Below are 26,908 nucleotides of genomic sequence, written 5' to 3' on the forward strand. Positions count from 1 at the left end.
CTAATAGATAAGATTACCAATTGGGTTCAGTAATTTACTAATACCTTTATTGAAGTGTAGGGCACTACTAACAACTGTAAAGCACAAGCACCCTTCAATCGTTTTAGGTGTGTGATTGTGACGACCATCTAACATCATAAAGTCACCCGGTACATAGTGTCCGTCTTCATCACTAAACTCCCCATCTAATAATAAAGTGAGCTCAAATCCAGTATGAGTGTGCTCAGGTATTTCACCACCCGCATCAATATGAAGCAGGCTTGCTCGTAATGGGCCATCTTCTAAATCAATACGAGAGCGGGCAAGTTTGCCTATTTGCATAAAATTGCTGTGGCCAATGCGTGTAAGTGCTCTAGGTAAAGTGTAGGTTTTATCTTTAACATCAACTGACACCTGTTCTTGCTCGTACGCTTCATCAATTGATTCATCAGCGGTGATGGCATCAAAAAGTGTTTTATCGAACATATCATCCAAGTCAGTAGCTGATTCAGTAAAAACATTATCAGCATTTTTCGCTTCAAGCGCAGCGAGTTCGTTTTGACACACAGGGCACATTTCAACATGAATAGCGACTGCAACACTCAAAGTGGCAGGTAGATTACCTTCACTGAACTTGGCAAGCAATTCGTTGCTAGGATGGTGCTTAATCATGGTGATCTCCCATTTCATTGCGTAACTTCTGCAAGGCTAAGCGAAGACGAGATTTCACTGTGCCTACGGGAATATTTAAATGTTCAGCAAGCTGCTCTTGCGACATATCTTGAAAGTACACCCCGCGCACAACTTCACGTTGCGCAAGCGGTAGTTTATCAAGGTACTGTTTGATCTGTTTATCTTCTAAGTGGTCACTGAATTCGTGCTGGCCCGGCTCGGCTTCATCTATCAATGGCCAGATATCTTCACTAATGCACTCTTCTTTGCTGCTCTTCATTTTTCTTAGCATATCGAAAGAGGCATTACGCATTACTGTGTATACCCAAGTTGTCGCTGCACCTTTTTCTTTGTGGTAAAGGTGTGCTTTACGCCAAACTGAGGTTAGTGTTTCTTGAACTAATTCCATCGCTTGTGCTTCAGAACCGAACTGCTTTATTCCAAAACGTTTAATTTTTGGTGAGAAATATTGGAAAAGTATTGCAAACGCACGTTTATCACGGTGCTCAGCAACAGCAAATAAAGCATCAGCAAGCTCTTTGCTTGGAGTATCTGGCATGGCAGAGTATTGACCTGTGTTAGGTTTACAACCTGTTTGAAGTTGTTGACTTACCATCTTTATGTCATCCAATTATTGTCGTTTAAAGTAATACGGCAAATAGTTGATGTTAGATCACATTAATCAGTAAATTCGTTGTTGATTAGAGTATGGAGGAAACTTAGCAAGTTTTCAAAGTTAGATTTATAAGCAAGTTGTTGTTTTTTAACTAACGATATTGGCAAAATTTCAAGCCAACGGGCAACAACCCATGCAAGGTTATCGAATTGTGGGGCTTTATATAGGCCTGCTAAATCCGGCTGATTTGCAAATACAGCACGAAGTGTGTCACTCAATAAAGTGTTTTCGTCATTAATTGGCGTGCTTACGTACCATGAAGGTGACGTAATTATTTCGATGTCAGCATGTCGAAGTTGCTGCTTATCCTGAAAAGCGTTATGCATAGACACTGCATGCTCAGCATAAACATCAATTAATAATTGACCATTATCATCTTGATTGAAGTCGGTTATTTGCACTAAACAACCAATTTCGGGCAAGTTAAGATCTGTATCGTGTTGGTAGGTGCACAGCACAAAACCAGTGTTATCTTGTACAGCTTCTTTGACCATCGTTAAGTAACGCTGCTCAAAAATTCTTAGCTTGGTGAACCCTTCAGGTAAAATAAAAACCGGTAAAGGAAAAATCGCACGCTTCATAAAGTCTACTATTCTAAAACCACATGCCTTTAATTACGTGCGCTTTTAATCCGCCGATCAATATTTCATGAAATCTTAATATCTACTTTGTAACTTAGAAGTTGAACCATTGTGCAACGTTACGAAATAATTCGATAGATGCATATGCACTGAGTAAACTCAAAACCGGTGCAACCATAAGTAAAAATAAGCTGATTTCACTACTCATTGTCTTGTTTCCTTACTGCTTGTTTGTTGCTTTAGGAGCTTGAGCAACTTTTAACTCTTCTTCTTTCGAAGCAATTGCATCTTCACTCATGTAAGTATCTAGTAACTTTTGAGCATCAAACTCAATGCTGTTCATTACGCTTTCCTTCAGCTCGTTACTCGCTTGTTGAACATAGCTTTTAACAGATTGTGTAATTGTGTTGCTGATATCTAATTCAAAGTCAGTAGCACTTGCTTGAGTTGACCCTAATACAAGTAACGCAGCAGTAGTTAATTTAAGTGAGTTATTCATAGTGGTATTCCTTGTCTCTTTAAGTAATTAGTCGTAATTACTTAATCAAAGGTTGTGCCACCCTGAAAATAAATTTTAAACCATTGATTTTTAATAGATTAAAAATTAATTTATTTTTTAAGCTCATTCAGTATTGGTTAATAAAACCAACAAATTTAAATGTTTTGACCAATATTTAGCGAAAAAATAAGCATTGCCATTTTCAGCGCACACTTGTACACTGAAAATGTTTTATTCACTCATTTTTAGTAGATAAGTATGACAGAACAACTCCCTTATTCACGCCAAGAAGAACAACTTAACGTGCTTACTCACGGCATGGGAGTCCTGTTTGCGGTATATGTACTGTGGGACTTAGTTTCACAATCTAAAGCTGTGTCAGCTACGGTAAGTGCCATCGTGTATGGCTCAAGCCTACTGGTATTATTTTTAGCCTCGACCTTATATCACGCCAGTACCAGAGAGCGTATACGAGCCATTTATAAAAAATGTGACCACTGTGCGATTTACTTGCTTATTGCAGGTACCTACACGCCTTATTTGGTTATTTCGTTATCTGGGGCTTGGGCAATTGCTGCTTTGGTGTTTATTTGGACTTTAGCGCTTGGTGGTGTTGCATATAAATTACTAGTCAAAAAAACGAATAAAAAGGTCTCACTCGCTACCTATTTATTAATGGGCTGGTTTGCATTAGCACTTGTTTATCCACTTTATTTGAACCTTGATTTAAGCGCTTTATGGTGGCTGCTAGCTGGCGGGATTGCCTACAGTTTAGGCACTGTGTTTTACAGCGCTAAAACCCGCCATTACAGCCATGCAATTTGGCATGTATTTGTGCTAGTTGGATGTGTTTGTCACTACTTATCAATTAGTTTGTATGTTTATTAGTCCCATTGATGCAGGCGCATATTAATTTTAGCCTTATTAAAAGTAACACCTTCACTGAGTAGTTTTTGTCGTTGCTCAAGGTGTTTATTGCTGCCTTCTGGAAACGATATTTTACCTTGGCTATTAACCACCCGATGCCATGGAATGCTTGAGCCCTCGGGCATCACTTTTAATAACCGCCCCACTAACCTTGAGTTATTAGGATATCCCGCAAGCTTTGCTACTTGCCCATAACTGGCAACTTTCCCCTCAGGAATGGCACAAATAATGGTATAAATTAAATCTTCTTTAGTTGCCTGCTGCACGACTCGACTCCAAATACTGTTTACTGACCTCGCTAAAATCCTGCCAAATGGCTCTTGCAACAGGGCCATGATGAACCGAGTGCTGTCTAAATACACGAATTTCTGCACCAAACTGGTGTTCACGATCGATAATTTTAATTTGTTGTAATAAACCAGCGTCAATTTCCGCTTGGCAATGTTGCAAACTGATCATTGCCCAGCCCGCACCAGAGAGCAAAAACGACTTAACACTGGTTATATCGTCAATTTTCATTAACGCAGAGCCTAGCGTATAAGAAAGCCTATCACTGTCAAAACTCAAGTCACTTTCAAACATGGCTAAACACGGGTAATTTTGAATATCTGCAAAACTGATTTCACTGGGCACTACATCAGGCGCGCTAACTATACCTATATCAAATTTACCAATCGGTAAACTTTCGAGATCCCCTGTTGCATGAAACAAATCAAACCAAGGGCCAATTCCTAAATCAGCCTGATGACTATTAACCTGCTCTAGAGATACAAAGCGCTTACCTGAAGAAATACTAAACTCAGTACTAGCAAAACGTTTGAAGGTTTGGCTGATCACTTGGTTATAACTATTTTGATGGCAAAGTTGCTCGTAACAAATTTTATAATTGGCTTCATTACCTAGTGCCAGCTCTTTAGCAAGTGAGCTTAACTCACTGTTTGCATTAAGTAATTGCTTGGCCTCACGATAAAAAATACGGCCCTTCTCAGTTAAATGTAACCTGTATTGGCTTCGGTCTAGTAACTCAAACCCTAGCTCTGATTCTAGCTTCTTAATAGCTAACGTGAGCGCTGGTTGAGTCTTATGCAATTTAAGTGCGGCTTGGCTCAAACTAGAGCTTTGCACAATAGCATCTAGAATGATTAATTGATTTAAATTCATTAATGGCAAACTATATAAATAAAATTTATGCTGTTTCTAAAATTTAATAATTTTTATTTTATATCTTTGCAGCGTATCCTGCAGCAAATTTATGCTTTCTTATCTATGGAGAAGACAATGAGATTGGCAACCGCCGCGTTAATGAGCAGCATGTTTTTGCTTCTTGCGGCATGTTCAGAGCAAGCACAGCAAGATGAAGCAGAGCCGGTAGTACGTCCTGTTAAACTTTTTAATATTGGCAATAATTCAGAACAAAGCATTCGCAGCTTTCCTGCTGAAGTTGTTGCTAACCAAGGTTCTTATCTCGCTTTTAGAGTAAATGGTGAGTTACTTGAGTTCCCTGCTCTTGCGGGCCAACACGTTGAAAAAGGAGAGCTTTTAGCAAAACTGGATCCTGAAGATTTTCAACTGCAGTATGAAGAGCGTAAAGCACGTTTTGAACTTGCTGCGTCTCAACTTGAGCGTGTGCAAAAGCTTTTTAATCGCTCCATTGCCAGTCAATCTGAGTTAGACCAAGCCCTTGCCAATAAACAGGTTGCTGAGTCAGCGCTAAAAATTGCCAAAACCAACCTAGATAATAGTGAATTACGCGCGCCGTTCGCTGGTACTGTGGCAAAGGTGTTTGTGAAAAACTTTGAAAATATTCAAGCAAAACAAAACATTCTTCGCCTTGAAACCCGCGACCTGATGGATGTGGTTATTCAAGTACCTGAAAAGCTCATTGCACGTATCGATAAAGACGTACATTACCAACCAGAAGTTGTATTTGATGGTTACCCAAACAAGTCATATCAATTAACCATTAAAGAGTTTGATACCCAAGCCGACCCAATTACTTTAACGTATAAAGTTGTGTTTTCATTACCTGTGCCAGAAGATTTTAATCTACTTGCCGGTATGACTGGCCGCGTTGATATAGACTTAAGCAAAATCACCAGCTCACAGTCACCTTATACATTACTGCCTGTTGAGGCGGTATTCTCAGAACCTACTGAGTCTGAAAACAACAACAGCTATGTGTGGCTTTATGACGAAAACACAGGTTTAGTGCACAAGCAAGCTGTTGAAGTTGGCCAATTACACCGTGATGGCATTGAAGTACTCTCAGGTATCAAAGAAGGGCAAATCGTTGTGGCTGCTGGTGTGCACTTTTTAGAAGAAGGCATGAAAGTGCGTCCATGGCAAAAAGAGCGAGGCTTATAATGAGCTTTGCTGCACTCGCTATTGAAAGAAAAGTCATTAGCTGGATGTTCGCGCTGTTTTTACTGATTGGTGGAACCGTCGCTTACTTTGGCTTAGGACAACTAGAAGATCCTGAATTCACCCTAAAAAAAGCCATGGTGATCACCCTTTATCCGGGCGCGTCACCACAGCAGGTTGAAGAAGAAGTCACCTTCCCTATTGAAAATGCAATTCAACAGCTACCGTATGTTGATTACGTAACCAGTATTTCATCACCGGGTAAATCGCAAATTACCGTCGAGATGAAAAGCAATTATCGTAAACAAGACTTACGCCAAATATGGGATGAGTTGCGTCGTAAAATCAATGATCAAGCATCGTCGATGCCCTCTGGTGTTTATCCTAGTAAAATTATGGATGACTTTGGTGATGTATACGGAGTGATGTATGCAGTCACTGGTGATGGTTATTCTTACGATGAGCTTAAAGATTACGTTGATTATTTAAAACGTGAACTGGTTTTAGTCGATGGCGTTAGTAAAGTAACCGTGGGTGGTGAGCAACAAGCACAAGTCATGGTTGAGATTTCAACCCGCAAACTTGCCCAGTTAGGTATTTCGCCTAATCGTATTTATCAGCTTTTACAAACTCAAAATAGCGTGTCGAACGCAGGTAAAGTGCGCGTTGGCGATGAATCAATTCGCTTACACCCAACCGGTGAATTTAAAGACGTAAAAGAGCTCGAAAACCTACTCATTTCAAAACCAGGTGAAAATGAGCTTATTTACTTGGGTGATGTTGCTACCGTTTTTCGTGAGTACGCCGAAGTCCCTAACAATATTATTCGCTATAACCAGCAACAAGCATTACTGGTTGGCGTGTCATTTAGCACAGGCGTTAACGTTGTTGATGTAGGTGCAAATATTGATGCCCATTTAGCGTCACTTGAATATCAACGACCACATGGTATGGAAATAAACAGCGTTTATAACCAACCTGCCGAAGTTGAAAAGTCAGTAAGTGGCTTTATTATCAGCCTGCTTGAAGCCGTTGCTATTGTTATAATCGTGCTTTTAGTCTTCATGGGCTTTAAGAGCGGAGTATTGATTGGTGTAATACTTCTACTGACCGTACTAGGTACCTTCATTTTCATGAAGTTATTTGCCATTGATTTACAGCGGATCTCATTAGGTGCCTTGATTATAGCCTTAGGGATGCTGGTTGATAATGCCATTGTGGTTACCGAAGGCATATTAATAAACCTCAAGCGCGGACAAACAAAACTGCAAGCGGCGACTAACATTGTTAATCAAACCAAGTGGCCATTACTGGGTGCTACGGTTATTGCTATTACTGCCTTTGCGCCGATTGGCTTGAGTTCAGATGCCAGTGGTGAGTTTGCTGGCAGCTTGTTCTGGGTGTTGTTTATTTCATTGTTACTAAGCTGGATCACAGCCATTACTTTAACGCCTTTCTTCGCTGATTTAATGTTTAAACAAGCCACTGAAAAACAGCCGCATCACGATGAAGACCCTTATCAAGGTGTTATTTTTAATGTTTATAAAGGCGTGTTGCATACAGCAATGCGGTACCGTAAAACTACGCTACTGCTGATGGTGATCCTGCTTGTTAGCTCAGTTTATGGCTTTAAATTTATCAAGCAATCGTTCTTCCCAGCATCGAATACCCCTATGTTTTATGTTGATTATTGGCATACGCAAGGCGCTGATATTCATACCACTATGGATGGTGTTGCAAAGCTCGAAAAATTCTTACAAGCCGACCCACTGGTTGAAGAAATAACCACAACGGTTGGTCAAGGTGCACCGCGTTTCATGCTGACTTACGCACCTGAAAAATCATACCCAGCCTATGGGCAATTGATTATTCGAGTAAAAGACCGCGAAGCTGTTACAATCATGATAAAAAAGGTACGCGATTACCAACACGAACATGTACTTGATGCTCAGCTTAAAGTTAAACGTATGGAAATTGGTCCATCAACAGATGCAAAAATTGAAGCGCGTTTTTCTGGTGCTGATCCTGTGGTACTTCGCCAATTAGCAAAAGAGGCAAAAGACATTCTGCATCAAGATGCGGGGGCATTTAATATCCGTGACGATTGGCGTGCTCGCTCGAAGTTAATTCGTCCGCAATTTAACGAGCAAAAAGCCCGTCGTTTAGGGATTGCTAAATCTGACCTTGATCAACTGCTTTTAACTAGCTTATCGGGTAAACAAGTGGGCGTTTATAAAGACGGCACGCAAATGCTACCAATTATTGCTCGCTCACCTGCAGAAGAGCGCTTAAACGTTGAAAGCTTACGTGACTTACAAATTTACAGCCCAGTGTTAGGTGTATTTGTACCGGTGACACAAGTGGTTGATGATTTTGTTGTTGAGTGGGAAGACAGCTTGATCATGCGACGTGACCGTAAGCGCACCATCACTGTAATGGCCGACCACGATGTTATTGGCGATGAAACTCCAGCGAAGCTATTTGCACGTGTTCGCAAAGCCATTGAAGCTATTGAGCTACCTCGTGGCTATGAGTTGCAATGGGGCGGCGAATATGAGTCATCAACAGATGCGCAAAAAGCTATTTTCGGCTCATTACCGCTAGGTTACTTAGCCATGTTCGCTATAACTGTATTGCTGTTCAATTCAGTTAAAAAGCCTTTAGTGATTTGGGCAACAGTGCCACTAGCCATTGTGGGTGTATCTGCTGGTTTATTACTAATGAATGCAGCATTTAGCTTTATGGCACTGCTCGGCTTACTGAGCTTAAGCGGTATGCTCATCAAAAACGGCATTGTATTAGTTGATCAAATTAATCTTGAACTCGATAGTGGTAAAGACCCTTACAAAGCAGTATTCGACTCTGGTGTAAGCCGTGTTCGTCCTGTAGCGATGGCTGCAATTACCACCATCTTAGGCATGATCCCACTGCTATTTGACGTGTTCTTCCAGTCAATGGCGGTAACCATTATGTTTGGTCTTGGTTTTGCGACAGTGCTGACACTGATTGTTGTGCCTGTGCTTTATACCATGCTGTTTAAGATCAAAGTACCTAAACAGCGTCACGCTAATTAATACAGGTTGACTCTCAACCTAAAGCCCTAACAGCAAACTGTTAGGGCTTTTTCTTTATTACCTATTATTTTAAAAGGTAATAAAATCCTCCACAGCCAGCAAATAAAAATAAACAACACCAAAAATAAAAGCGCACTGGTACTTGGTGCTTATAAATGGTGCTAATGCTCCCTGTATAACTTCGGCTACCTACACGAATTTTATTCGTTAATAACCCCAACACCCCATAACCAACAAACAATAGGGATGCAATAAAGATAAATGCATTCTGAAAGCTAGCCATTGATAACCCTGTTTATTAGTCGTGAAAATTGGTCAGCTATCAATTTTTAACTTATTTATTATTCTCGGTAAAGTCGGATGCCGAGAGCTCGCCTGTGTCTAGCATAAGTATTTTGTTATTTAAGGTGGGTGTCTAGTTACTTTTAAAGTGGATGTCCATTTAAAGTGGGTGTCCATTTTTGATGTTCTGGTTGTGGTTTTAAATAAAGTGAGTGTCTGTTTAATGACTATCTTTAAAGTGGGTGTCCATTTATGGTGGTCTAGCTATGGTTGTGAATAAAGTGGCTGTCTGTTTAACTAATGGCACTGATTGTACTGCAAATGTCAGCAAATGCTCATCAGTTCTACTGAGGTTAACTGTGCTTGATAGCTTTTTAAAAGGTAATATATGATAAATGGAAAGACGCGCTTTTACTTATTTTTTATTCTCACACTCATCAAATAAATAGTAATTACGAAGATAAAAAAAGAGAGAACTCCAAGATAAAACATTTCTTCACTCTCCATATAGATATTCATCGAAAAGACGCCAAAAATGACGGTAGAAATATAAAATAGCCAAGTCGCAAGCCCACTTCTTTTCCTCGCAAATAACTTAAAATATATAAATCCCAAAAATGAGATTACAAGAAAAGTAAATAACATTTATTTTTTCACCTGATTCAAACCATCAACAACCTTTTAAAAAATACTATGCAGATAAAACCAGTACAGCCTACCCAAATATCAACACTAACTACCTAGAATTAGCGCCAGCTTTATTCAATAAATCAACCTATCAGTGAGATTACCTTAGCAAGTATGCTCTAAGCTGCCAAAAGGTTTGTTTAAAGTGGGTGTCTATTTAATGATTAACCTATCAGCTTGTGTGCTAACCTATTGCTGCTTATTTAAGACTTGAAGGGCTAAGATGCGTAGAAAAGTACTTTACTTATTGATTGCAATATTCAGTGGTACCTTAAGCGCCAATGAAAATACATACTATCAGCATGAGTCTAATGTAGCTTTTCACGTTGCCGTTGAAAGTTTATCTGATGCTGTTTTAGCAATTGAAGGACAAAATGGATTGATATTTAACTCAAGATGGATTTTTGGGGAAATAGGCACACCAATCGCAGATATTTGTGAAGGGCAACAGTCACCCGATTTAGATCTCGGGTGTGATTCTGTTTCAAGCCCGACTGTTGAATCTCATTACGACTTTCCACAAAACAGTCAGATTGCTCTGTATTTTAGACCTAAGCTAATTGTGAATGGATTCAAATTGATTGAAGCAAGTGTTAAAAACAATAAAGTAACACTATTACTATTTGAAGATGACAATACAAAAGAGCTGTTCTCTGTAAGGAAACATCAACTTATCGATATTATCGCGAAAAAACTCACTAAAAAAGAATTTCAACAGAAAAGAGACCGTCTTGAAGCTGATGCCACTGACCCTAATGAAGGCTGAGGTTGCACTATATATCATTAAAGAACCCTGAAGGTTACGAGTAAATACTAGCCAGGGCTCTAATGCGCTGAGCTTACTTTTTCAGACTTAATGTGCCTGTGCGTTTGGTACTGCTACGCTTCGTTTGATTTGGTTTTGATGAATGTGAATTGCCAGCCTTTGCTCTTGATTGACCTTGCTTGGCATCACTGCGTGCTTTTTTCACGTATTTAGAAAAGTCGCGCTTTTTTTCTTCTTCATTACGAGGCTTTTGCTTAGCACGAGCTTGCGTTGGCTGTTTGTTTTCATCAATTGAACGCTCTTGTGTTTTACCTGAGTCGGCAATTGAGTTATTGATCTCAGCCATTTCTTGTTCGGTTAAGTGACGCCACTGCCCTACTTTTAAACCCTTTAGGGTCACGTTCATAATTCGTGTGCGCTTTAAAGTCACCACTTCATAGCCTAAATATTCGCACATGCGACGTATTTGGCGGTTTAAGCCTTGTGTTAGTACAATGGTAAATTGCTGTGGGCCAGTTTGCTTGACCTTACACTTTTTAGTAACGGTATCGAGGATAGGAATACCGTTTGCCATCTTATTCACGAACTGGCGATTAAGTGGCTTATCAACGGTCACTACGTATTCTTTTTCATGATTATTACCAGCGCGAAGAATTTTATTAACGATGTCGCCTTCGTTAGTTAAGAAAATTAAGCCTTCTGAAGGTCTATCTAAGCGTCCGATTGGGAAAATACGTTCTGGGTAATTAACTGCTTTAACAATATTGCTTTGGATTTTTCGCTCAGTCGTACAAGTAATACCAACTGGTTTGTTATAGGCAATATAAACCAGCTTAGGCTTTGCTTTTAAAGGTTTGCCATCTATAAGTACATCATCGGCGTCACTAACTTTTACGCCCATTTCTGGCAAGTTGCCGTTAACAGTAACACGACCTTCTTCAATATATTTATCTGCCTCACGGCGTGAACAAAAACCTGTTTCACTGATAAATTTATTTAATCGCTTTAACTCTGTCATGGCACACTTCTGTCTGGATTTTAAAGCCGCTAGTTTATACCAGAAGCCTTTACCAAGCTAGGTAGAATCTAGGCTCTTTCACTGCACTTTTAGTGTAGTGCTGCGTTTTTGGGCTTTTCGCTCAATAAACTATGTAGTGTATCAAAATCGAAAGCGTACTCAGTGCTTTTGCTGTTTTGCAGTAAGAAGGTTTCAAAAGGGATAACCGACCAGTCTTTGATGTTTCTTAGCCAGCTGTAACTTTGAATATTGTGCTTTGTGATCACCCCGAGCTGAAACTTAATCGCATCGTGATTTTGCCAATAAGGGTTACCATTATGATGATCGATAACGCTAATTAGTGCCCACGCTCCCATCATAAAATGCCCGCCAACACTGGCTGTGAGTTTTTGTTGTTCTATTAAGTCTAAATTATCATCAAGCCAATCAATGCCACCAATGAAATAGGCTTTATCTTTTTTACCTTTTACTGCTTCTAGGGCACCTTGCGCCATCAAATCAGACGCACACCAAATCACATTCGTATCTGGGTATCGTTGTAATAATCGGCTCACTTTATTCTCGGCTTCTTGCTTATTCCAACTGGCATACACAACTTGCTCAAGCTCAACATCTTGTTTTCGTAAATAATGAACAAGGCCGTCACTACGGGTGTCAGATTCAGTGCCATAATGGCCATTGATAGCGACAAAGTGAGGCGTTTGCTTTGTATTTATTGCCTCATCAAGTAAGGCTTTGCCAAGTTGTTCACCCGCTTTGAAGTTATCGTGAAATACTTCACCTAACCAATACTTAAAGCGCTGACGGGGTTTACCGACTTCGTCTCGCTCTACGCCAACAATCGTTTCTTCGAGAGTGATAAAATTTACTTTGTGTTGTTCAAGCAAGCTCATTGACTGCTCTGCGCCACCTGGGTAATTGATTAAAATTGCGTAATCAGGTTTAGGGTTATATTGCAGGTATTGTTTTAGTTCAGCTAATTGAATGTGGCGATTTCCACCACCATAAATTGTTGTGAGGGAAACATTATTTTGCTTGGCAGCAACCTGCATCACATCAGTCACTTTTTGCCAAAATACATCGCTTTTAACAGAGGGATTAACTAACAGCACAGAGAATTGCTCGCCAGCATAAAGTGGTGAACAGCAAAGCAATGTAAAAACCAACAAGCAAACTCGCATTACCACTCCGCTTTGTTTTTCTTTGATTGTAGTATACGAGGAATTATCTAGACAATTTCCGCCAAATTAATTCACACGGACCATGTGTAAAGTACTGACTATACACTTTACAAAAAAACAATTGAAAAACAAGCACAACAGCAATAACCAACCAATAATCTATGCGATCAAAATTAAGTGCTGCGCTTGGGTATACGACTTTAAAAAACAGGATAAAAATCACTGTTTGCAGTAGATATAGCGTTAATGACATGCGTCCAGCTTGCTGTAGCAGTAACCAGTTACTGGGGGAATTTTTAACTATTTTCACAATAATGTGGCAATAACAAATGGCCATAGCTAAAGCAGCAAGCCAATTAATCGGTTCAGCAATCGCGTACATGAATACACTTTGGTCAGGCTCTATCATCAACCTTAGAGCCGTAAAACTTATCGCTGCAGCAGTAATCAACTTAAGCTGAGAGTGTGTTAAACCTTTAACAAATACCCCTTGTTTATATAAATAAACGCCCACCAGCATTAACCCTGCAGCCATCCACATAGTGATAAGCGGCACAGCAATAAGCATTATTATAAAAATCAGAAAGTTACTGACGAATCCTGCAAAATAAGAAGAGTAAGCCGCGTCATACGCCATTAAAAAACTCTCAGAGCTTCTCGTTACAGGGCTAAACTCTGGCTCTATAAAGGAGAGTAAAAATGAAATGAAGGCACCAAGAAGTAAAAACAGCATGCCCATACGCAGTATTTTTTCGTCATCTTGCTGACTAAATTTAAGCGTTAACCAGCCTGCACAAGCATAAATAAACAAAATATCTCCAGCCCAAAATAAAAAACCATGGGCAAGGCCTATACATGCCAAAACTTTTAGCCGCTTATGTTGCTTCTCGACGCTTTGCCAAAGTTGCCATTGAATCACTAAAGACGCACCGAATAACAGGCAAAAAAGGCTTCTAAAACGCCCATCAATAAACACTGTATTTATGGTGTGAATGAGTGAATCTGAAAATGGTGGCGTAGCACTTGGGGTATAGTCATACTCAAACACAGCAAAGGTGTAGATGTTCATAAACATCAAGCCGAGTACCGCAATACCCCGTAAAACATCCATATTTATATTGCGCATAAATCCCTTATAGGTTTTGCCTGCAGCTATCGCTCCAATTTACCGCATTTTCGTATATCTTGGGAAGGTCAGCACTTTCAATACTTAAATAGGCAACAGCCTGTTCAAGTGCCCACCAACTGCCAGTTTCGTAAGCTTTGACAGTTTCTAGTATGTAATAGAGGATATTTTTTTCTTGCATGAGAGCAGCATGAATTTCGTCAGGAAACGGCAATCGATCCAATAGCTTTTCCATTGGCTGATCTAATATGGCATCGAGCAACGAAAACAGTCCCGTTAAAAATGCCTCACCTGTTTGTTGCTTAGCAACACGCTGCGCTATTAATTCGCAAAAGCGCGCTCTAACAACACAAAGCCGAGTAAGCTCGGCTGGTTTTGACTGGGCACTGTGGGCAGTAATAATTAGGCTAACAAACTTTTTCAGTCGTTCATGGCCTAAATATACAAGCGCTTGTTTTAGAGAACCAATTTTGCTTTTAATAGGAAACACGCCGCTATTAATTAAGCGCAGCAATTTATAAGCAAGTGCGGTATCTAACGAGAACAAGCCCGCAATTTCACTTATATTTGGATCTGGGCGCATGACTTCAGCATAAATTGATAATACCAGCGCGTAGTTGTAATCAATATCGCGATGCTGAATCATTTTGGGTTTAGCAAAGAAATAACCTTGAAAGAAATCAAAGCCCATTTTATAGGCTTTGTCGTAATCATCGGCTGTTTCAAGCTTTTCTGCCAAAAGCTTTATTTTTTTATGTTTTTTAAGCTTATTTACAACAGGGGCAATTTCTTCAAAGGGTGTTTGTTGAACATCAAACTTGATAAGACGAATAAGTTTTAAAAAGCGATCCCACTCAGGTTGGTAGACAAAATCATCCAGTGCCAACTTGTAGTTGTTGTGAAAAAGCTCGCGACAATATTCGTAATTTTCGTCGGTAGGTTCCATAGTTTCGAGTAACTCAATCACCACATCTTGAGTTGGCAAAAACGCGCAAAGGTCCAGCTTCAAAGACTCTGGACCTATATTAATTAATGCTTTTTTGCCCGACGTAATATGTCGGGTACCTAAATTGAGCTGGTTTTCCATAATGAGTCGAGCCGTTGCCGTACTCTCTGACACATCAGGAAAACTATTTTTTAAACTATCTCTAAATAGTAGCTCATAGGCGACAACTTGTTGACGACGATTAAAGACCGCTTGCCTAGCAACAAATACAGCCACTTTACCTACTTTTTATATTTTATCTCACACTAAGTAATTAATAGCTGAAATTGACAAAAAAGTCACTTAATTACCATGAATCACGCATTTTTTATTGATATAAGCCTGATAAATAGCCTTCTGCAACGGATTGCCACGTAAAACGGGTATTTTCAGCCTGTTCACATATTGCACACCATTGTTCTGGTTGTGATTTTTTAAGCTCAAGCGCATCGCTAAAACTAGTAACAAGTTCGTAGCTTTGTGATGCTAAACTCTCACCTTGGAAACTAAAACCACTCACATGATGCTCTACCGTATCACGCAAACCGCCAACACCGTGGACTAAACATGGCTGACCTGCTCGCATTGCTAACATCTGACTGATACCACATGGCTCAAACGAACTTGGCATTAAAAATAAATCGCCTAAGTGATACATATATTCGCCAACAAAATGTGCGTACCCTTTTAAAAATAGCAGGTTTTCTTGGCGAGCCATAACCGATGTCATAATTTGCTCAAGTTCAGCATCCCCTGAGCCTAAAATAATCATATAGCCGTTATGTTGTTTTAAGCGCTGACACAACTCATCTAACACCAGTCCTTTATCAAAAGGCTGGCGAAGTAACAGTGCTTTTTGGTCCGTTAAACGGCCCACACTGGTTACTAATGGCCCTGAAAACGGCTGAGTTTTAAATTTAAGTAAGCGTTGATGCGCTATGTAATAGCTTGAATCTAAAACCGGACTTTTTGCCATCCATTGAAATAATGCATTTTCGGCATGTTGATAAAGGCTCGCTAAACTAATGTCCTCAAGCTTCATTCCAGGGTATTCGCAACCATTAAGAATGCCCACTACGCGGCCTTGTTCATAAGCAGCTTGTAGGTCAGCTTCAAGCCCCTCACCACCAAAGAAGCCTTTTTCAGCATCACTAGGGCGCAATACTTCTTGGCAATACGTTGGCGAAACGAGGTGTACTTTATCAACCAGATTAATTGCTGTACGCATTGGATTAAAGCAATCAAAATAACGCGGATCGCATAATCGTTCGCCGTTATAGCCTAAGCTTGGGAACCACGCTTCTAGGCTTGAGCTATCGCCTTTAAAAGGACGTATCCCTTGCAATGCAAGGTTATGTACTGTGTAAGCTAAAAATAAGTGCGATAGTTTCTTATAACGGCTGTCTGTTTTTAGTAATAGAGCAACACAGGCACTGTGCCAGTCATGTAAATGCACAACATCCGGCGTGCGGATAAGCCCTTGTAATAAGGCCTCGCAAACTGCAGCGTTGAAAAGAGCAAACTTACTTGCATCGGTTGCAAATGGGCGGCCTGGTTCATCATTACAATAAACAGCACCATTATGGCGGCTAAATTCCCAATGAGATATAAGTAGTTGCGTTACACCTTCATCACTTTGAGCGAGCTTCCACACATCCAGTTTTTGCATTTGACCTGCAAATGGCACATGTACTACACCTATGTGATGACGCTCTAAATAATCAAAGCCATAATCAGGGATCACCACATCAACAGTAAGGCCTTTTTCTACTAAAGCTTTAGGACAATCTCTAACAACATCCGCTACACCACCGACTTTTGCATTCGGTAATGCATCATTCTCTGCAGCTACCATCAATACATGCATGCTTTGCAGTACTCCATAAAACTGTTATACCAATCAGCAATAATACTTAATTAAGCGAATTGGTATTATTCAAATATAAATAAGGGAGGGACATGCCCTCCCTTTTTCATTTAACGCGATTGCTTAAGCAAGTCGTTTATTATCTTGTTCTTGTTGTTTTAACTTTTTTGCAAGTTCATTCAACATATCACGAGTTACCAACACAATCCCTTTTTTCGAGACTCTAAAGCCATTTTCTTTGTCAGCTTTGTGATCGTAGCCAATTTCTAGACCTGCTGGGATCTCACAATTACGGTCAATAATAGCACGCCTAATTCGGCAATTTCGCTGTATTTTCGCACCAGGTAAAATCACAGACTCTTCAATTTCACAGAATGAGTGAACATATACATTCGAGAACAGCAGTGACTTTTTAACTTTAGAGCCAGAGATAATACAGCCACCCGAAACTGTTGAATCAACAGCCATTCCACGTCTGTCATCATCATCAAAAATAAACTTAGCAGGTGGTAACTGCTCCTGATAAGTCCAGATTGGCCATTTTGGATCATAAAGGTCAAGCTGAGGCTCTGGCATTACCAGCTCCATGTTAGCTTCCCAGAATGAATCAAGCGTACCCACATCGCGCCAGTATGGTTGACCATCTGTGTTAGAGTCTCTAAACGGATATGCAAACACGTTATGCTCTTCGATGATAGCTGGGATGATATCGTGACCGAAATCACGGCCTGAGCCTTCCGTTTCTGCGTCTTTTTTCAATTGTTCAAATAAGAACTCAGTATTGAAAATATAGTTACCCATTGATGCTAAGCAGGTTCCTGGTTTACCCGGTACAGACGTTGGCTCAGCAGGCTTTTCATCAAAACGACGGACACGATTACTTTCATCAACCGTCATTACACCAAATGTATCTGCAGCTTCTTCGCAAGGTACTTCAATACAACAAACCGTCATATCAGCACCTGTCTCAACATGTTTTGCTAACAAACCGCCGTAGTCCATACAATATACGTGGTCACCAGAGAGGATCATGACATACTTAGGCAGTTCATGACGGATGATATCCATATTTTGGAATACCGCATCAGCTGTACCGCAATACCACTCGTCACCATATCGCTGAGATGCAGGTAAAATCTCTACAGATTCACCCAATTCTTTCTTAAAGTGACCCCATGCACGGTTTACGTGACGAATTAACGAGTGCGACTTATATTGAGTAGCAATACCAACTCGACGAATACCTGAATTAATACAATTCGACAATGGAAAGTCGATTATTCGGTGTTTACCACCAAAATAGACTGCTGGTTTAGCACGCCAGTCTGTTAATTCATGTAAACGTGAGCCACGTCCACCGGCAAGAATTAGGGCATACGTTTCTCTGGTTAAACTACTTATGTATCGGTTTGCATAACTTGGCATAACTCTCTCCGTCTTAAGCTAGCTGCTTTTCTTCTGTGTGTTTTGCTGTGCACTAGTGTCCAGTAATGGCTCCAAATGCCAGATATCTTCACTGTATTGACTAATGGTTCTATCGCTCGAAAACATGCCACTGGCTGCAGTATTCAAAATACTCATTTTGGTCCAGTGAGCAGTGTCTAAGTAGGCTTGTTCAACTTGCTCTTGCGCTTCTACAAAGCTGGCAAAATCATGAGCAACTAACCATGGATCGTGCGGGCTCTTAATCGCCGCAATAATGTCGTCAAATAAATTAGGCTCAAACAAATTGAAGTGACCGCTCTCAAGTAATTGCATTACTTTATAGAGGCTGTCAGTTTGGTGAATAATCTGCTCAGGATTATAGTGCGCTTTGATATCATCAATTTGCTCTGCACGTGCACCAAATAAGAAGAAGTTGTCAGCACCCACAGCATCACGAATTTCGATGTTAGCGCCATCTAACGTACCTATAGTCAATGCGCCGTTCATCATGAACTTCATGTTACCTGTGCCAGATGCTTCTTTACCTGCTGTAGAAATTTGCTCAGATAAATCCGTCGCTGGGCAAATAGTTTCCATTGCTGTCACGTTGTAATTAGGTAAAAAAGCAACTCTTAAATACGGTTTAGCAAGCGGATCTTTGTTGATCACTTCTGCTACGTTATTAATTAATTTAATAATTTTCTTCGCCATGTAGTAACCTGGTGCAGCTTTGCCGCCCAATAGCACACAACGAGGGACAATGTTTGCTGTATCGCCTTGGCGAATACGGTCGTAAAGGTGAATAACGTGCAATACGTTTAATAGCTGACGCTTATATTCGTGAATACGTTTCACTTGCACGTCAAACATCATTTCGGCATCAAACTCAACACCACAACGGTTTTTCACTAATTCAACAAGGCGTTGCTTATTGCTGTGTTTTACAGCTTGCCATTGTTTATGAAACTTAGTGTCATCATATAAACGACGTACCTGACTAACTTTACTAAAGTCTGCAACCCATTCATCACCTATATGTTGATTAAGCAGTTTAGCCAACTCAGGGTTACAATGCGCTAACCAGCGACGCGGTGTAACACCATTGGTTTTGTTGTTAAACTTCTCTGGCCATAGCTGATAAAACTCATTGAATAGGCCCGCTTTAAGTAGCTCAGTGTGAAGTGCAGCTACACCATTCACCGAATAGCTACCAACAATCGCTAAATATGCCATGCGAATTTGTGGCTCAGGGCCTTCTTCGATAAGCGACAGCGCACGTTGTTTTTCAACATCACCTGGCCACGCTAACGCAACTTCAGCTAAGAAACGCGCATTGATTTCGTAGATTATTTCTAAGATACGCGGTAATAATCGGGCAAATAAAGATACTGACCACTTCTCTAATGCTTCAGGAAGTAAAGTGTGGTTTGTATAAGCCATGGTCTTAGTCGTGATAGACCACGCTTCTTGCCAATCTAGCTCATACTCATCAACCAAAATACGCATAAGCTCAGCGACAGCAATGCTTGGATGTGTATCGTTTAATTGAAAAACATGGTAATCAGCAAAATCAGAGAAGTCTTCGCCATGTTTGCTAACCCACGTATCAATGATGTCTTGTAAGCTCGCTGATGATAAGAAGTACTGCTGACGTAAACGCAGTTCTTTACCGTTCTCACTGCTGTCATTCGGGTAAAGAACCATGGTAATTTGTTCAGCTAAGTTTTTACGCGCTACTGCTTCTGAGTAACTACCCGCATTAAATTCGCTCAAATCAAATTCGTCTGTTGCTTCTGATTTCCATAAACGTAAGGTATTTACAATATCATTCTTGTAACCCGGAATTGGCACATCATAAGGCACAGCTAAGACATCGTGAGAATCTAGCCATTGACGGTGCTCACGACCATATTTATCAGTATAGCTTTCAACATGACCAAAGAATTTTACGCGCTTTGATTGCTCAGGTGCACTTAGTTCCCACGGGTGTCCTTCACGTAGCCAGTTATCTGGTTGTTCAATTTGATGACCATTTTCAATAGCTTGATTAAACATGCCGTATTCATAGCGAATACCATAACCAACCACAGGTAATGCAAGGCTTGCACAGCTATCTAAGAAGCATGCAGCTAAGCGCCCTAAACCACCATTACCAAGGCCTGCATCATGCTCAGCCTCAGCAACTTGCTCGAGCTCTGTACAGTATTCTTGTAACGCTTTAGCGACTTGCTCATCTAAGTCTAAGTTCAAAATCGCATTGCCAAGTGCACGCCCCATTAAAAACTCAAGTGATAAGTAAGCTGTTTTACGGCGTTTTTGTTCATGGATTTGCTGTTTGGTCACACGGCAACGAGCAACTAATCGGTCACGAATAGTTAATGCTAATGCATGGTATAAATACAGTTGTGATTTACCCACTTTGTCACGCCCAAGGGTGTAATAAAAATGGCGTGATAAGTCATCATCTAGCGTACTTTCATCAACTGTAGGCGCATCCTGCCAGCCCTTTACAATACATACTTGATCGGCATTTTTAGCCATGATTTAGATCCTCTGAATTGGCGGTAAAAACCCAGCTGCTCATTGCAGCAATCTGGTGTTCCTTATCAACAAATTGTGTTGACATAGGATGAATGCTGGTCAGTGCTAACTGCCACTTTCCTTTTTCTAAACTAGGAAGTTGGCAAGTTACCGGCTCTGCTCCTGCATTTAATAAGATCAATAAAGCTTGATTTGTATGCTTGTCGGTCAGGCTGTATATCAACACTTGGCGATCACCTTGATGCCAATCGTCTTGTTGCATATTGGAGCCTGATTCGGTGAACCACGCGACTTCATAACGCGGGTCATTATCGTGAACAAAAAAGCGATGTTTAAAAATACTGAACTGCTTGCGAATGCGCAGAACATCGTCAATAAATCGAGTTAGAGGATGACTGAATTGTGAGTCTTTCCATGCAAGCCAGCTTGTGCGATTGTTTTGACAATAGGCGTTATTGTTACCGCCTTGTGAGTGTGCCATTTCGCTTCCTAATGAAAGCATAGGCACGCCTTTAGAAAGTAACAAAGTTAACAGCATATTTTTTTGTTGTTGTAAGCGTAATTTGCTCACTTGTGGATCGTTGGTAAACCCTTCGACACCACAATTGAATGAGTGATTGCCACTGTGGCCATCACGATTTTGCTCACCATTAGCTTCGTTGTGTTTATGCTCGTAGCTGACTAAATCAGCCAGCGTGAAGCCATCATGACTGGTGATAAAGTTAATACTGTTAAGTGGCCCACGTAGGTTGTGCTCAAACAAGTCAAACGAACCATGTAAACGTTTTGCAAGCTCGCCAATTACGCCCTGCTCTTGTTTCCAAAAGCGTCTTATCGTATCGCGATACTTATCATTCCATTCACGCCAAGGCGCAGGAAAAGCTCCTAATTGGTAACCACCTGGGCCAATATCCCACGGCTCTGCAATCAGTTTAACTTGGCTTAGTACTGGGTCTTGATTAATAGCTTGGAAAAACGCATGTGCCTGATTAAAGCCATTTGGGTTACGCGCTAAAATGGTTGCTAAGTCAAAACGAAAGCCATCGACCCCCATCACTTCAACCCAATAACGCAAGCTATCAAGTACCAGCTGTAAAGAGCGAGGCGAATCAATATTTACGGTGTTACCACAGCCGGTATCATTAATATAATGCTGGGGTTTATCAGCAACGGTGCGGTAGTAACCTAGATTGTCTAAGCCACGTAGCGACAAGATAGGTCCATCTGTGCCCGCCTCTGCTGTGTGGTTATAGACCACGTCGAGTATTACTTCGATATCTGCTTTGTGAAGCGCCGCCACCATTTCTTGAAACTCGCTAATATCATCATTAACCAGATACTCTTTATGCGGTGTAAAGAAATTAAGTGTGTTATAGCCCCAGTAGTTTTGTAAGCCTTTGGCTGTTAAAAACTGCTCACTGATAAAAGCATGAACGGGTAATAACTCTAAGCAAGTCACACCAATAGTACGTAAATGTTCTATAAAACTAGGGTGGCTTAAACCTAAAAACTTACCTTGTAACGGTTTTGGGATCTCAGGGTGGCGGCAGGTTGCACCAACCACATGACACTCATAAATTACCGTTTTTCCCCAGCAGTGATTCGGTTTTTTACCTGTGTAAGGTGCCAGTTCACGGACTCGTGATTTTGGCATATCAATGGCATTATTAACCTGACTTAACTTTCCTACAGGCATTTGCCCATAGTGACGTTCACTCCAAGTAAACTCACCATACAAATCTCGGGCATACGGGTCTAACAGCAATTTGTGATTATTAAAAAATAGTCCTTTTTCGGGTGCGTACTCACCATCAGCGCGAAAGCCATACAAGGCGCCACTTTTCAAAGGGCTCACTTTCAGTGTCCAGATGCCACCTTCGTTCATATGCATCGCAAGAGTAAGAATTTCTGAATGACCGCTGCTATCAAATAAGCACAGAGACATATGTTGTGCTTGTGGTGCGTACACAGCAAAGTTTACGCCCTCACCAACAACAGACGCCCCTAAAGGTGAGCTCACACCGACTTCTAGTTCGACACTATGACTCATCGCTCACCTTCTTAAGGTAAATTGTCGCAAGGCCAGGCAAAGACACACTAATACTTTGATTAAAGCCATGGCTTTCTTTCGCTTGGCTTACAATTATTTGCTCTGCATGATTAGTTGCTTCAACGCCAGAACCAAAATAATCCTCTTTGTCGGTATTCAAAATAACTTGATAGGTACCAGCTTTTGGCACACCAATCACGTAGTCGTGATACACCTGCGGCGTTAAATTACAGATCACCACCACAAAGTCTTCAGCTTTTTTTGCATAGCGAATAAAGCTAAACATACTTTGCTCAGCATTATTGCTATCAAGCCACGCAAAACCCGCAGGGCTTGTATCCTGCTCGTATAAAGCTGGCGTGCTAGTGTATACAGCATTTAAATCTTTAATCGTTTGCTGCATGCCTCTGTGGCTAATATGTTCAAGTAAATGCCAATCAAGCGATTGGTCGTGATTCCACTCTTTACGCTGGGCGATTTCTGCCCCCATAAACAATAATTTTTTACCTGGATGCGCCCACATAAAGGCATAATATGCACGTAAGTTCGCAAACTTTTGCCAGTCATCCCCTGGCATTTTTTCAATTAATGAGCCTTTACCATGCACCACTTCATCGTGGCTAAGCGGTAGAATGTAGTTCTCGCTGTAGGCGTAAACCATTGAAAACGTCATTTCATGGTGGTGATGCGAACGGTAAATTGAATCGCGCTGCATATAATGCAAACTGTCGTTCATCCAGCCCATGTTCCACTTATAACCAAAACCTAAACCATCATGGTCAACTTGGCGCGTAACACCTGGCCATGCTGTTGACTCTTCGGCCACCATCATAATGCCCGGATTTTTTGCATAGCAGCGCATATTGACTTGTTTTAAGCACTCAATGGCGCCTAAATTTTCTCTGCCACCGAATTGATTTGCAACCCATTGCCCTTCTTCACGGCTATAGTCTAGATAAAGCATTGAGGCAACCGCATCCACGCGCAAACCATCAATGCCAAATTCATGCAACCAGTACATTGCATTCGCAATTAGGAAGCTACGAACCTCTGCGCGGTCATAATTGTAAATATAGGTATTCCAATCAGGGTGAAAACCTTGTCTAACATCGGCATGTTCGTATAAATGGGTGCCATCAAAGCGATGTAAACCGTGAGGATCACTTGGGAAATGACCAGGTACCCAGTCCAGTATGAGACCAATATCTGCTTCGTGACATTGCTCGACAAAGTAAACAAAATCTTCAAAGCTGCCATAGCGACTGGTTGGGGCAAACAATCCAACAGGTTGATAACCCCAAGAACCATCAAATGGGTACTCGCTGATTGGCATTAATTGTAGGTGCGTAAAACCGAGCTCTTTTGTGTAAGGAATAAGATTATCAGCAAGTTCACGCCATGTGAGATAGCGCTCGCCATCATCTCGTCTTTGCCAAGAACCCGCATGCACTTCATAAATACTAACAGGCGCATCAATACTGTTTCGTTTTGCACGATTTGCTAACGCCTTTTCAGAAAGCTGAATACCTGTTTTTAGCTTTTGTAGCACTGACGCCGTACCCGGTGCTTGTTGCATCTTAAACGCAAATGGATCGGCTTTATCAAGCACATCTCCTGTTAGAGTGGTGATAGCAAATTTATAGCATTGATGCTCTTTAAGCCCAGGAATAAATAACTCCCATACCCCACTGGCAGGATGAAAACGCATAAAATGACGATTACGCTGCCAATAGTTAAATTCACCAATAACCGATACACTACTGGCATTCGGCGCCCACACTGTAAAGCGAACACCATCAACGCCTTGTTGAGTCACAAAATGTGCACCAAAATGTTGATACGCATGCTCTAAACTGCCTTCATTAAACAGATACATTGCCTGTTCATCTAAGCTGCTTTCAAAGCTGTACTCATCGTATTGTTGATGAGTAAATTCATTGCTATAGCTAACATCTAACTGGTAGTCAGGCTTAGTTTTTGATTTGATATTTGCGATAAATAAATGACTATCACCTTGTTGCTGCGCAACGATTTTTTCTGTGCCAAGCAGAATCGAAACACTGCTTGCGCCAGGCAAAAAGCAACGAATTTCATAGCTGGTAGGGCCACTTTTATGCGCCCCAAGAAAGCTGAAAGGATCTCTAAAACAACCACTGGCTAATGCATCGATTTGTTTTTGATAAATAACAGGTTGTGCACTTTGCTCTTGACGAACACGACTTCGCATTATTGATTCCTTATCGAAATTAAATTGGCTAAGAATGACTGTTGCGCTTCGATAATCTGCGCCGCTGGACGCGACAATAAACGCCGCCAATTTGGGTACTCTTTATCAGTACCGGGGATATTTACAGGCAGTATTTGCTGATCTAAGTCATCTATTTGAATAGTAAATAGCTTTGCTGGTGCTGCCGCTAATGAGGATGCCAACGCTTCATAAACCGTAAAGGCATCTGTTTCTAACGATAAATGCTGATTTGACTCTCGTGCTATAAAATTAAGCATACGATGCTTTTCAATGTTTCTCGCATCGAATTGAGCCCGAGTTTGCTCATCATCAAGCAAACCATATTGTTGTTTAATCGTAATATCATGGCCAATCCACCAGCCTTTGAATGGTGGTACGTCATGGTTGGCTATCATTAAAAGACTATGAGGAGCAAAATGCTCAGCCGCTAAAAACTCACCTTGGTGATCCTTTTCAAAGTAGAACAACCCGTTTGAATAGATTGCACTTGCTTTTAATGCTTCACGCACTTCTTTAGGTACCACGCCTAAATCTTCGCCAATAACCACACATTGATTGAGGTGAGATTCAATTTTTAGAATTGCTAATAGTTGTTCAAAGGGATAATAGACATAACAACCATCTTGCTGGGAATTATTTTCAAAACACCACCAAAGTCGGCGTATCGCCATAACGTGGTCAATTCTAAGACCACCAACATCTTCCATATTGGCGCGGATAAGTGAGCGATAAAACGCAAAATTGTCTTTACTTAACTTCTGTGGATTAAGTGCCGGCAAGCCCCAATTCTGACCATGTTCAGCCCAAGGGTCTGGCGGAGCTCCAACATGTGCATTTTCGGCAAATAATTCATTTTGGCTCTTGAACTCACTGCCATCACCTGCACAGCCAACGGCTAAGTCATTAATAAGGCCAATTGCCATACCACTGTCACGGGCAGCTTGCTGGCAGATATTTAATTGAAGGTGAGCTTGCCATTGTAAATAGCTAGCATAATCACGGTCCCCAACCAACATGGTCGACAGGCTGTGTTTATGGGTTTCACAAAAACGAGTGAACTGCTGTTTTCGCTCTGCTGAGCCAAATTCACAAAAGTGTTGATATAAACAGCTAAACACTTGATATTTAAAGTCACTAACTGATGTATAATCAATGTAAGTCGCATCGGTTTGCGGTTTATCCGCTAACAATTTAATAAGTGCATTATTATTTTTTGCGTCTTCGCATAATGACACTGCAATATACAGCGGGTTCAATAACGCTCGGCTATTTGGACTATAGGGACTCGCCCTCTCTGGGCTGTGTTCAAACAGTAAATGCAGTGGATTAAGCAACACATAATCCATGTTTTTAGTCGCGGCTGCTTTAATAAGCTTTGTTAAGTCAGCGAAGTCACCAATTCCTAACCCCTCTTCATTGCATAAGCTATAAAGCTGAATGGATAAGCCCAAACGCTTTTTGTCATCAATAGAGAAGCTTTCTTTAGGTGTGATCCATAGCTGACTGTGAGATTGCTGATCTGCCACAGTAATGAGTGCATCATGATAACCAATTGGCATTTCAGGAACTGGCAATGCAAGCTCAAGATAACGAATACCGTTTAGACCATAATCACCAAGAATAGCTAAACCTTGTAAGTTTTCACAAGTAAAGTGAATATCAAGCGAAGGCACGCTTAGAGTACATGAGCGTGATAATAAACGCTCATCAACGCGTACTTTCAAAATTGGGTGGTGTGCCTCAATAATGCTTGTATGAGGCAACAAATTCAGCCATGTACCTGCATCTAATGCAAAATTAAGTTGGTTAATTGCATCAGTATCCTGAGTATCTACACCACAACAACTAAGTGCCTGCATGCGTGTACTTTCATCGAAAATAACATGCTCACCAGTGTATTTTGTATATTCATAGCCTATGCCATGCAGGTAATATAACTGCGAAAGTGACTGCATCAAAACAC

Annotated in this window: 20 protein-coding genes; 4 read left to right on the forward strand and 16 right to left on the reverse strand. The window is 40.9% G+C overall.

Annotated features, from left to right (window positions below; genetic code table 11):
• The 4 genes from AADY36_RS19915 to AADY36_RS19930 form a co-directional block, all read right to left on the reverse strand.
• Window positions 1-651, reverse strand: a complete 651-nt coding sequence (locus AADY36_RS19915; protein ID WP_342409570.1) for a ChrR family anti-sigma-E factor — start codon at window positions 649-651, stop codon at window positions 1-3.
• On the reverse strand, window positions 644-1,267 hold the full coding sequence (locus AADY36_RS19920; RefSeq protein WP_054562364.1) for a sigma-70 family RNA polymerase sigma factor: 624 nt from the start codon (window positions 1,265-1,267) through the stop codon (window positions 644-646). The genes AADY36_RS19915 and AADY36_RS19920 overlap by 8 nt, the downstream gene beginning before the upstream one ends.
• A gap of 62 nt (window positions 1,268-1,329) precedes the next feature.
• A complete protein-coding gene (locus tag AADY36_RS19925; protein ID WP_055021069.1) occupies window positions 1,330-1,908 on the reverse strand; it encodes an LON peptidase substrate-binding domain-containing protein in 579 nt (192 codons plus the stop codon).
• 220 nt (window positions 1,909-2,128) lie between these two features.
• Complete coding sequence (locus tag AADY36_RS19930) at window positions 2,129-2,407, reverse strand: hypothetical protein (RefSeq protein ID WP_054562366.1); 279 nt, start codon at window positions 2,405-2,407, stop codon at window positions 2,129-2,131.
• A gap of 258 nt (window positions 2,408-2,665) precedes the next feature.
• On the opposite strand from AADY36_RS19930, the gene trhA reads away from it, so the two are divergent.
• Window positions 2,666-3,295, forward strand: a complete 630-nt coding sequence (trhA, locus tag AADY36_RS19935) for a PAQR family membrane homeostasis protein TrhA (RefSeq protein WP_342409571.1) — start codon at window positions 2,666-2,668, stop codon at window positions 3,293-3,295.
• Here trhA and AADY36_RS19940 read toward each other — a convergent pair.
• Both AADY36_RS19940 and AADY36_RS19945 read right to left on the reverse strand, forming a co-directional pair.
• Window positions 3,292-3,600, reverse strand: a complete 309-nt coding sequence (locus AADY36_RS19940) for an MGMT family protein (protein ID WP_054562368.1) — start codon at window positions 3,598-3,600, stop codon at window positions 3,292-3,294. The genes trhA and AADY36_RS19940 overlap by 4 nt on opposite strands.
• A complete protein-coding gene (locus AADY36_RS19945) occupies window positions 3,584-4,495 on the reverse strand; it encodes a LysR family transcriptional regulator (protein WP_055021070.1) in 912 nt (303 codons plus the stop codon). Before AADY36_RS19945 ends, AADY36_RS19940 begins: the two co-directional genes overlap by 17 nt.
• A 117-nt stretch (window positions 4,496-4,612) precedes the next feature.
• Here AADY36_RS19945 and AADY36_RS19950 point away from each other — a divergent pair, with 117 nt between their 5' ends.
• The 3 genes from AADY36_RS19950 to AADY36_RS19960 all read left to right on the forward strand — a co-directional run bounded on the left by AADY36_RS19950 (window position 4,613) and on the right by AADY36_RS19960 (window position 10,504).
• Window positions 4,613-5,698 carry an efflux RND transporter periplasmic adaptor subunit gene (locus tag AADY36_RS19950; protein WP_054562370.1) on the forward strand — a complete coding sequence of 362 codons (1,086 nt, stop codon included), beginning with the start codon at window positions 4,613-4,615 and terminating at the stop codon, window positions 5,696-5,698.
• Entirely contained in the window at window positions 5,698-8,769 is a 3,072-nt protein-coding gene (locus AADY36_RS19955; RefSeq protein ID WP_342409572.1) for an efflux RND transporter permease subunit, read from the forward strand. Before AADY36_RS19950 ends, AADY36_RS19955 begins: the two co-directional genes overlap by 1 nt.
• Before the next feature lie 1,192 nt (window positions 8,770-9,961).
• Window positions 9,962-10,504: a hypothetical protein gene (locus AADY36_RS19960; protein ID WP_342409573.1), complete on the forward strand. Its 543-nt coding sequence runs from the start codon at window positions 9,962-9,964 to the stop codon at window positions 10,502-10,504.
• A 73-nt stretch (window positions 10,505-10,577) separates the two neighbouring features.
• On the opposite strand, the gene rluF is transcribed toward AADY36_RS19960, so the two are convergent.
• The 10 genes from rluF to malQ form a co-directional block, all read right to left on the reverse strand.
• A complete protein-coding gene (gene rluF, locus AADY36_RS19965) occupies window positions 10,578-11,522 on the reverse strand; it encodes a 23S rRNA pseudouridine(2604) synthase RluF (RefSeq protein ID WP_054562376.1) in 945 nt (314 codons plus the stop codon).
• Window positions 11,523-11,611: 89 nt separating this feature from the next.
• The gene (locus AADY36_RS19970) at window positions 11,612-12,703 is read right to left on the reverse strand and encodes an ABC transporter substrate-binding protein (protein ID WP_054562377.1); all 1,092 of its coding nucleotides are present in this window, start codon (window positions 12,701-12,703) and stop codon (window positions 11,612-11,614) included.
• Between the two features lie 43 nt (window positions 12,704-12,746).
• Complete coding sequence (locus tag AADY36_RS19975; protein ID WP_342409574.1) at window positions 12,747-13,829, reverse strand: DUF418 domain-containing protein; 1,083 nt, start codon at window positions 13,827-13,829, stop codon at window positions 12,747-12,749.
• Window positions 13,830-13,836: 7 nt separating this feature from the next.
• Window positions 13,837-15,051 carry an EAL and HDOD domain-containing protein gene (locus AADY36_RS19980; protein WP_054562379.1) on the reverse strand — a complete coding sequence of 405 codons (1,215 nt, stop codon included), beginning with the start codon at window positions 15,049-15,051 and terminating at the stop codon, window positions 13,837-13,839.
• A 91-nt stretch (window positions 15,052-15,142) separates the two neighbouring features.
• The gene (locus AADY36_RS19985; RefSeq protein WP_342409575.1) at window positions 15,143-16,681 is read right to left on the reverse strand and encodes a glycogen synthase; all 1,539 of its coding nucleotides are present in this window, start codon (window positions 16,679-16,681) and stop codon (window positions 15,143-15,145) included.
• A gap of 123 nt (window positions 16,682-16,804) precedes the next feature.
• Window positions 16,805-18,106 carry a glucose-1-phosphate adenylyltransferase gene (gene glgC / locus AADY36_RS19990; RefSeq protein ID WP_054562381.1) on the reverse strand — a complete coding sequence of 434 codons (1,302 nt, stop codon included), beginning with the start codon at window positions 18,104-18,106 and terminating at the stop codon, window positions 16,805-16,807.
• Between the two features lie 18 nt (window positions 18,107-18,124).
• On the reverse strand, window positions 18,125-20,647 hold the full coding sequence (locus AADY36_RS19995) for a glycogen/starch/alpha-glucan phosphorylase (RefSeq protein WP_287203128.1): 2,523 nt from the start codon (window positions 20,645-20,647) through the stop codon (window positions 18,125-18,127).
• Window positions 20,640-22,697 carry a glycogen debranching protein GlgX gene (gene glgX, locus AADY36_RS20000; protein WP_342409576.1) on the reverse strand — a complete coding sequence of 686 codons (2,058 nt, stop codon included), beginning with the start codon at window positions 22,695-22,697 and terminating at the stop codon, window positions 20,640-20,642. The genes AADY36_RS19995 and glgX overlap by 8 nt, the downstream gene beginning before the upstream one ends.
• Complete coding sequence (glgB, locus tag AADY36_RS20005) at window positions 22,687-24,924, reverse strand: 1,4-alpha-glucan branching protein GlgB (protein ID WP_342409577.1); 2,238 nt, start codon at window positions 24,922-24,924, stop codon at window positions 22,687-22,689. Before glgB ends, glgX begins: the two co-directional genes overlap by 11 nt.
• Window positions 24,924-26,900, reverse strand: coding sequence for a 4-alpha-glucanotransferase (gene malQ / locus AADY36_RS20010; protein WP_342409578.1), 1,977 nt, complete (start codon window positions 26,898-26,900; stop codon window positions 24,924-24,926). The genes glgB and malQ overlap by 1 nt, the downstream gene beginning before the upstream one ends.
• Window positions 26,901-26,908 lie beyond the last annotated feature (8 nt).

It is taken from the genome of Pseudoalteromonas sp. D15MCD-2 (assembly GCF_038562745.1).
Lineage (GTDB): Bacteria > Pseudomonadota > Gammaproteobacteria > Enterobacterales > Alteromonadaceae > Pseudoalteromonas.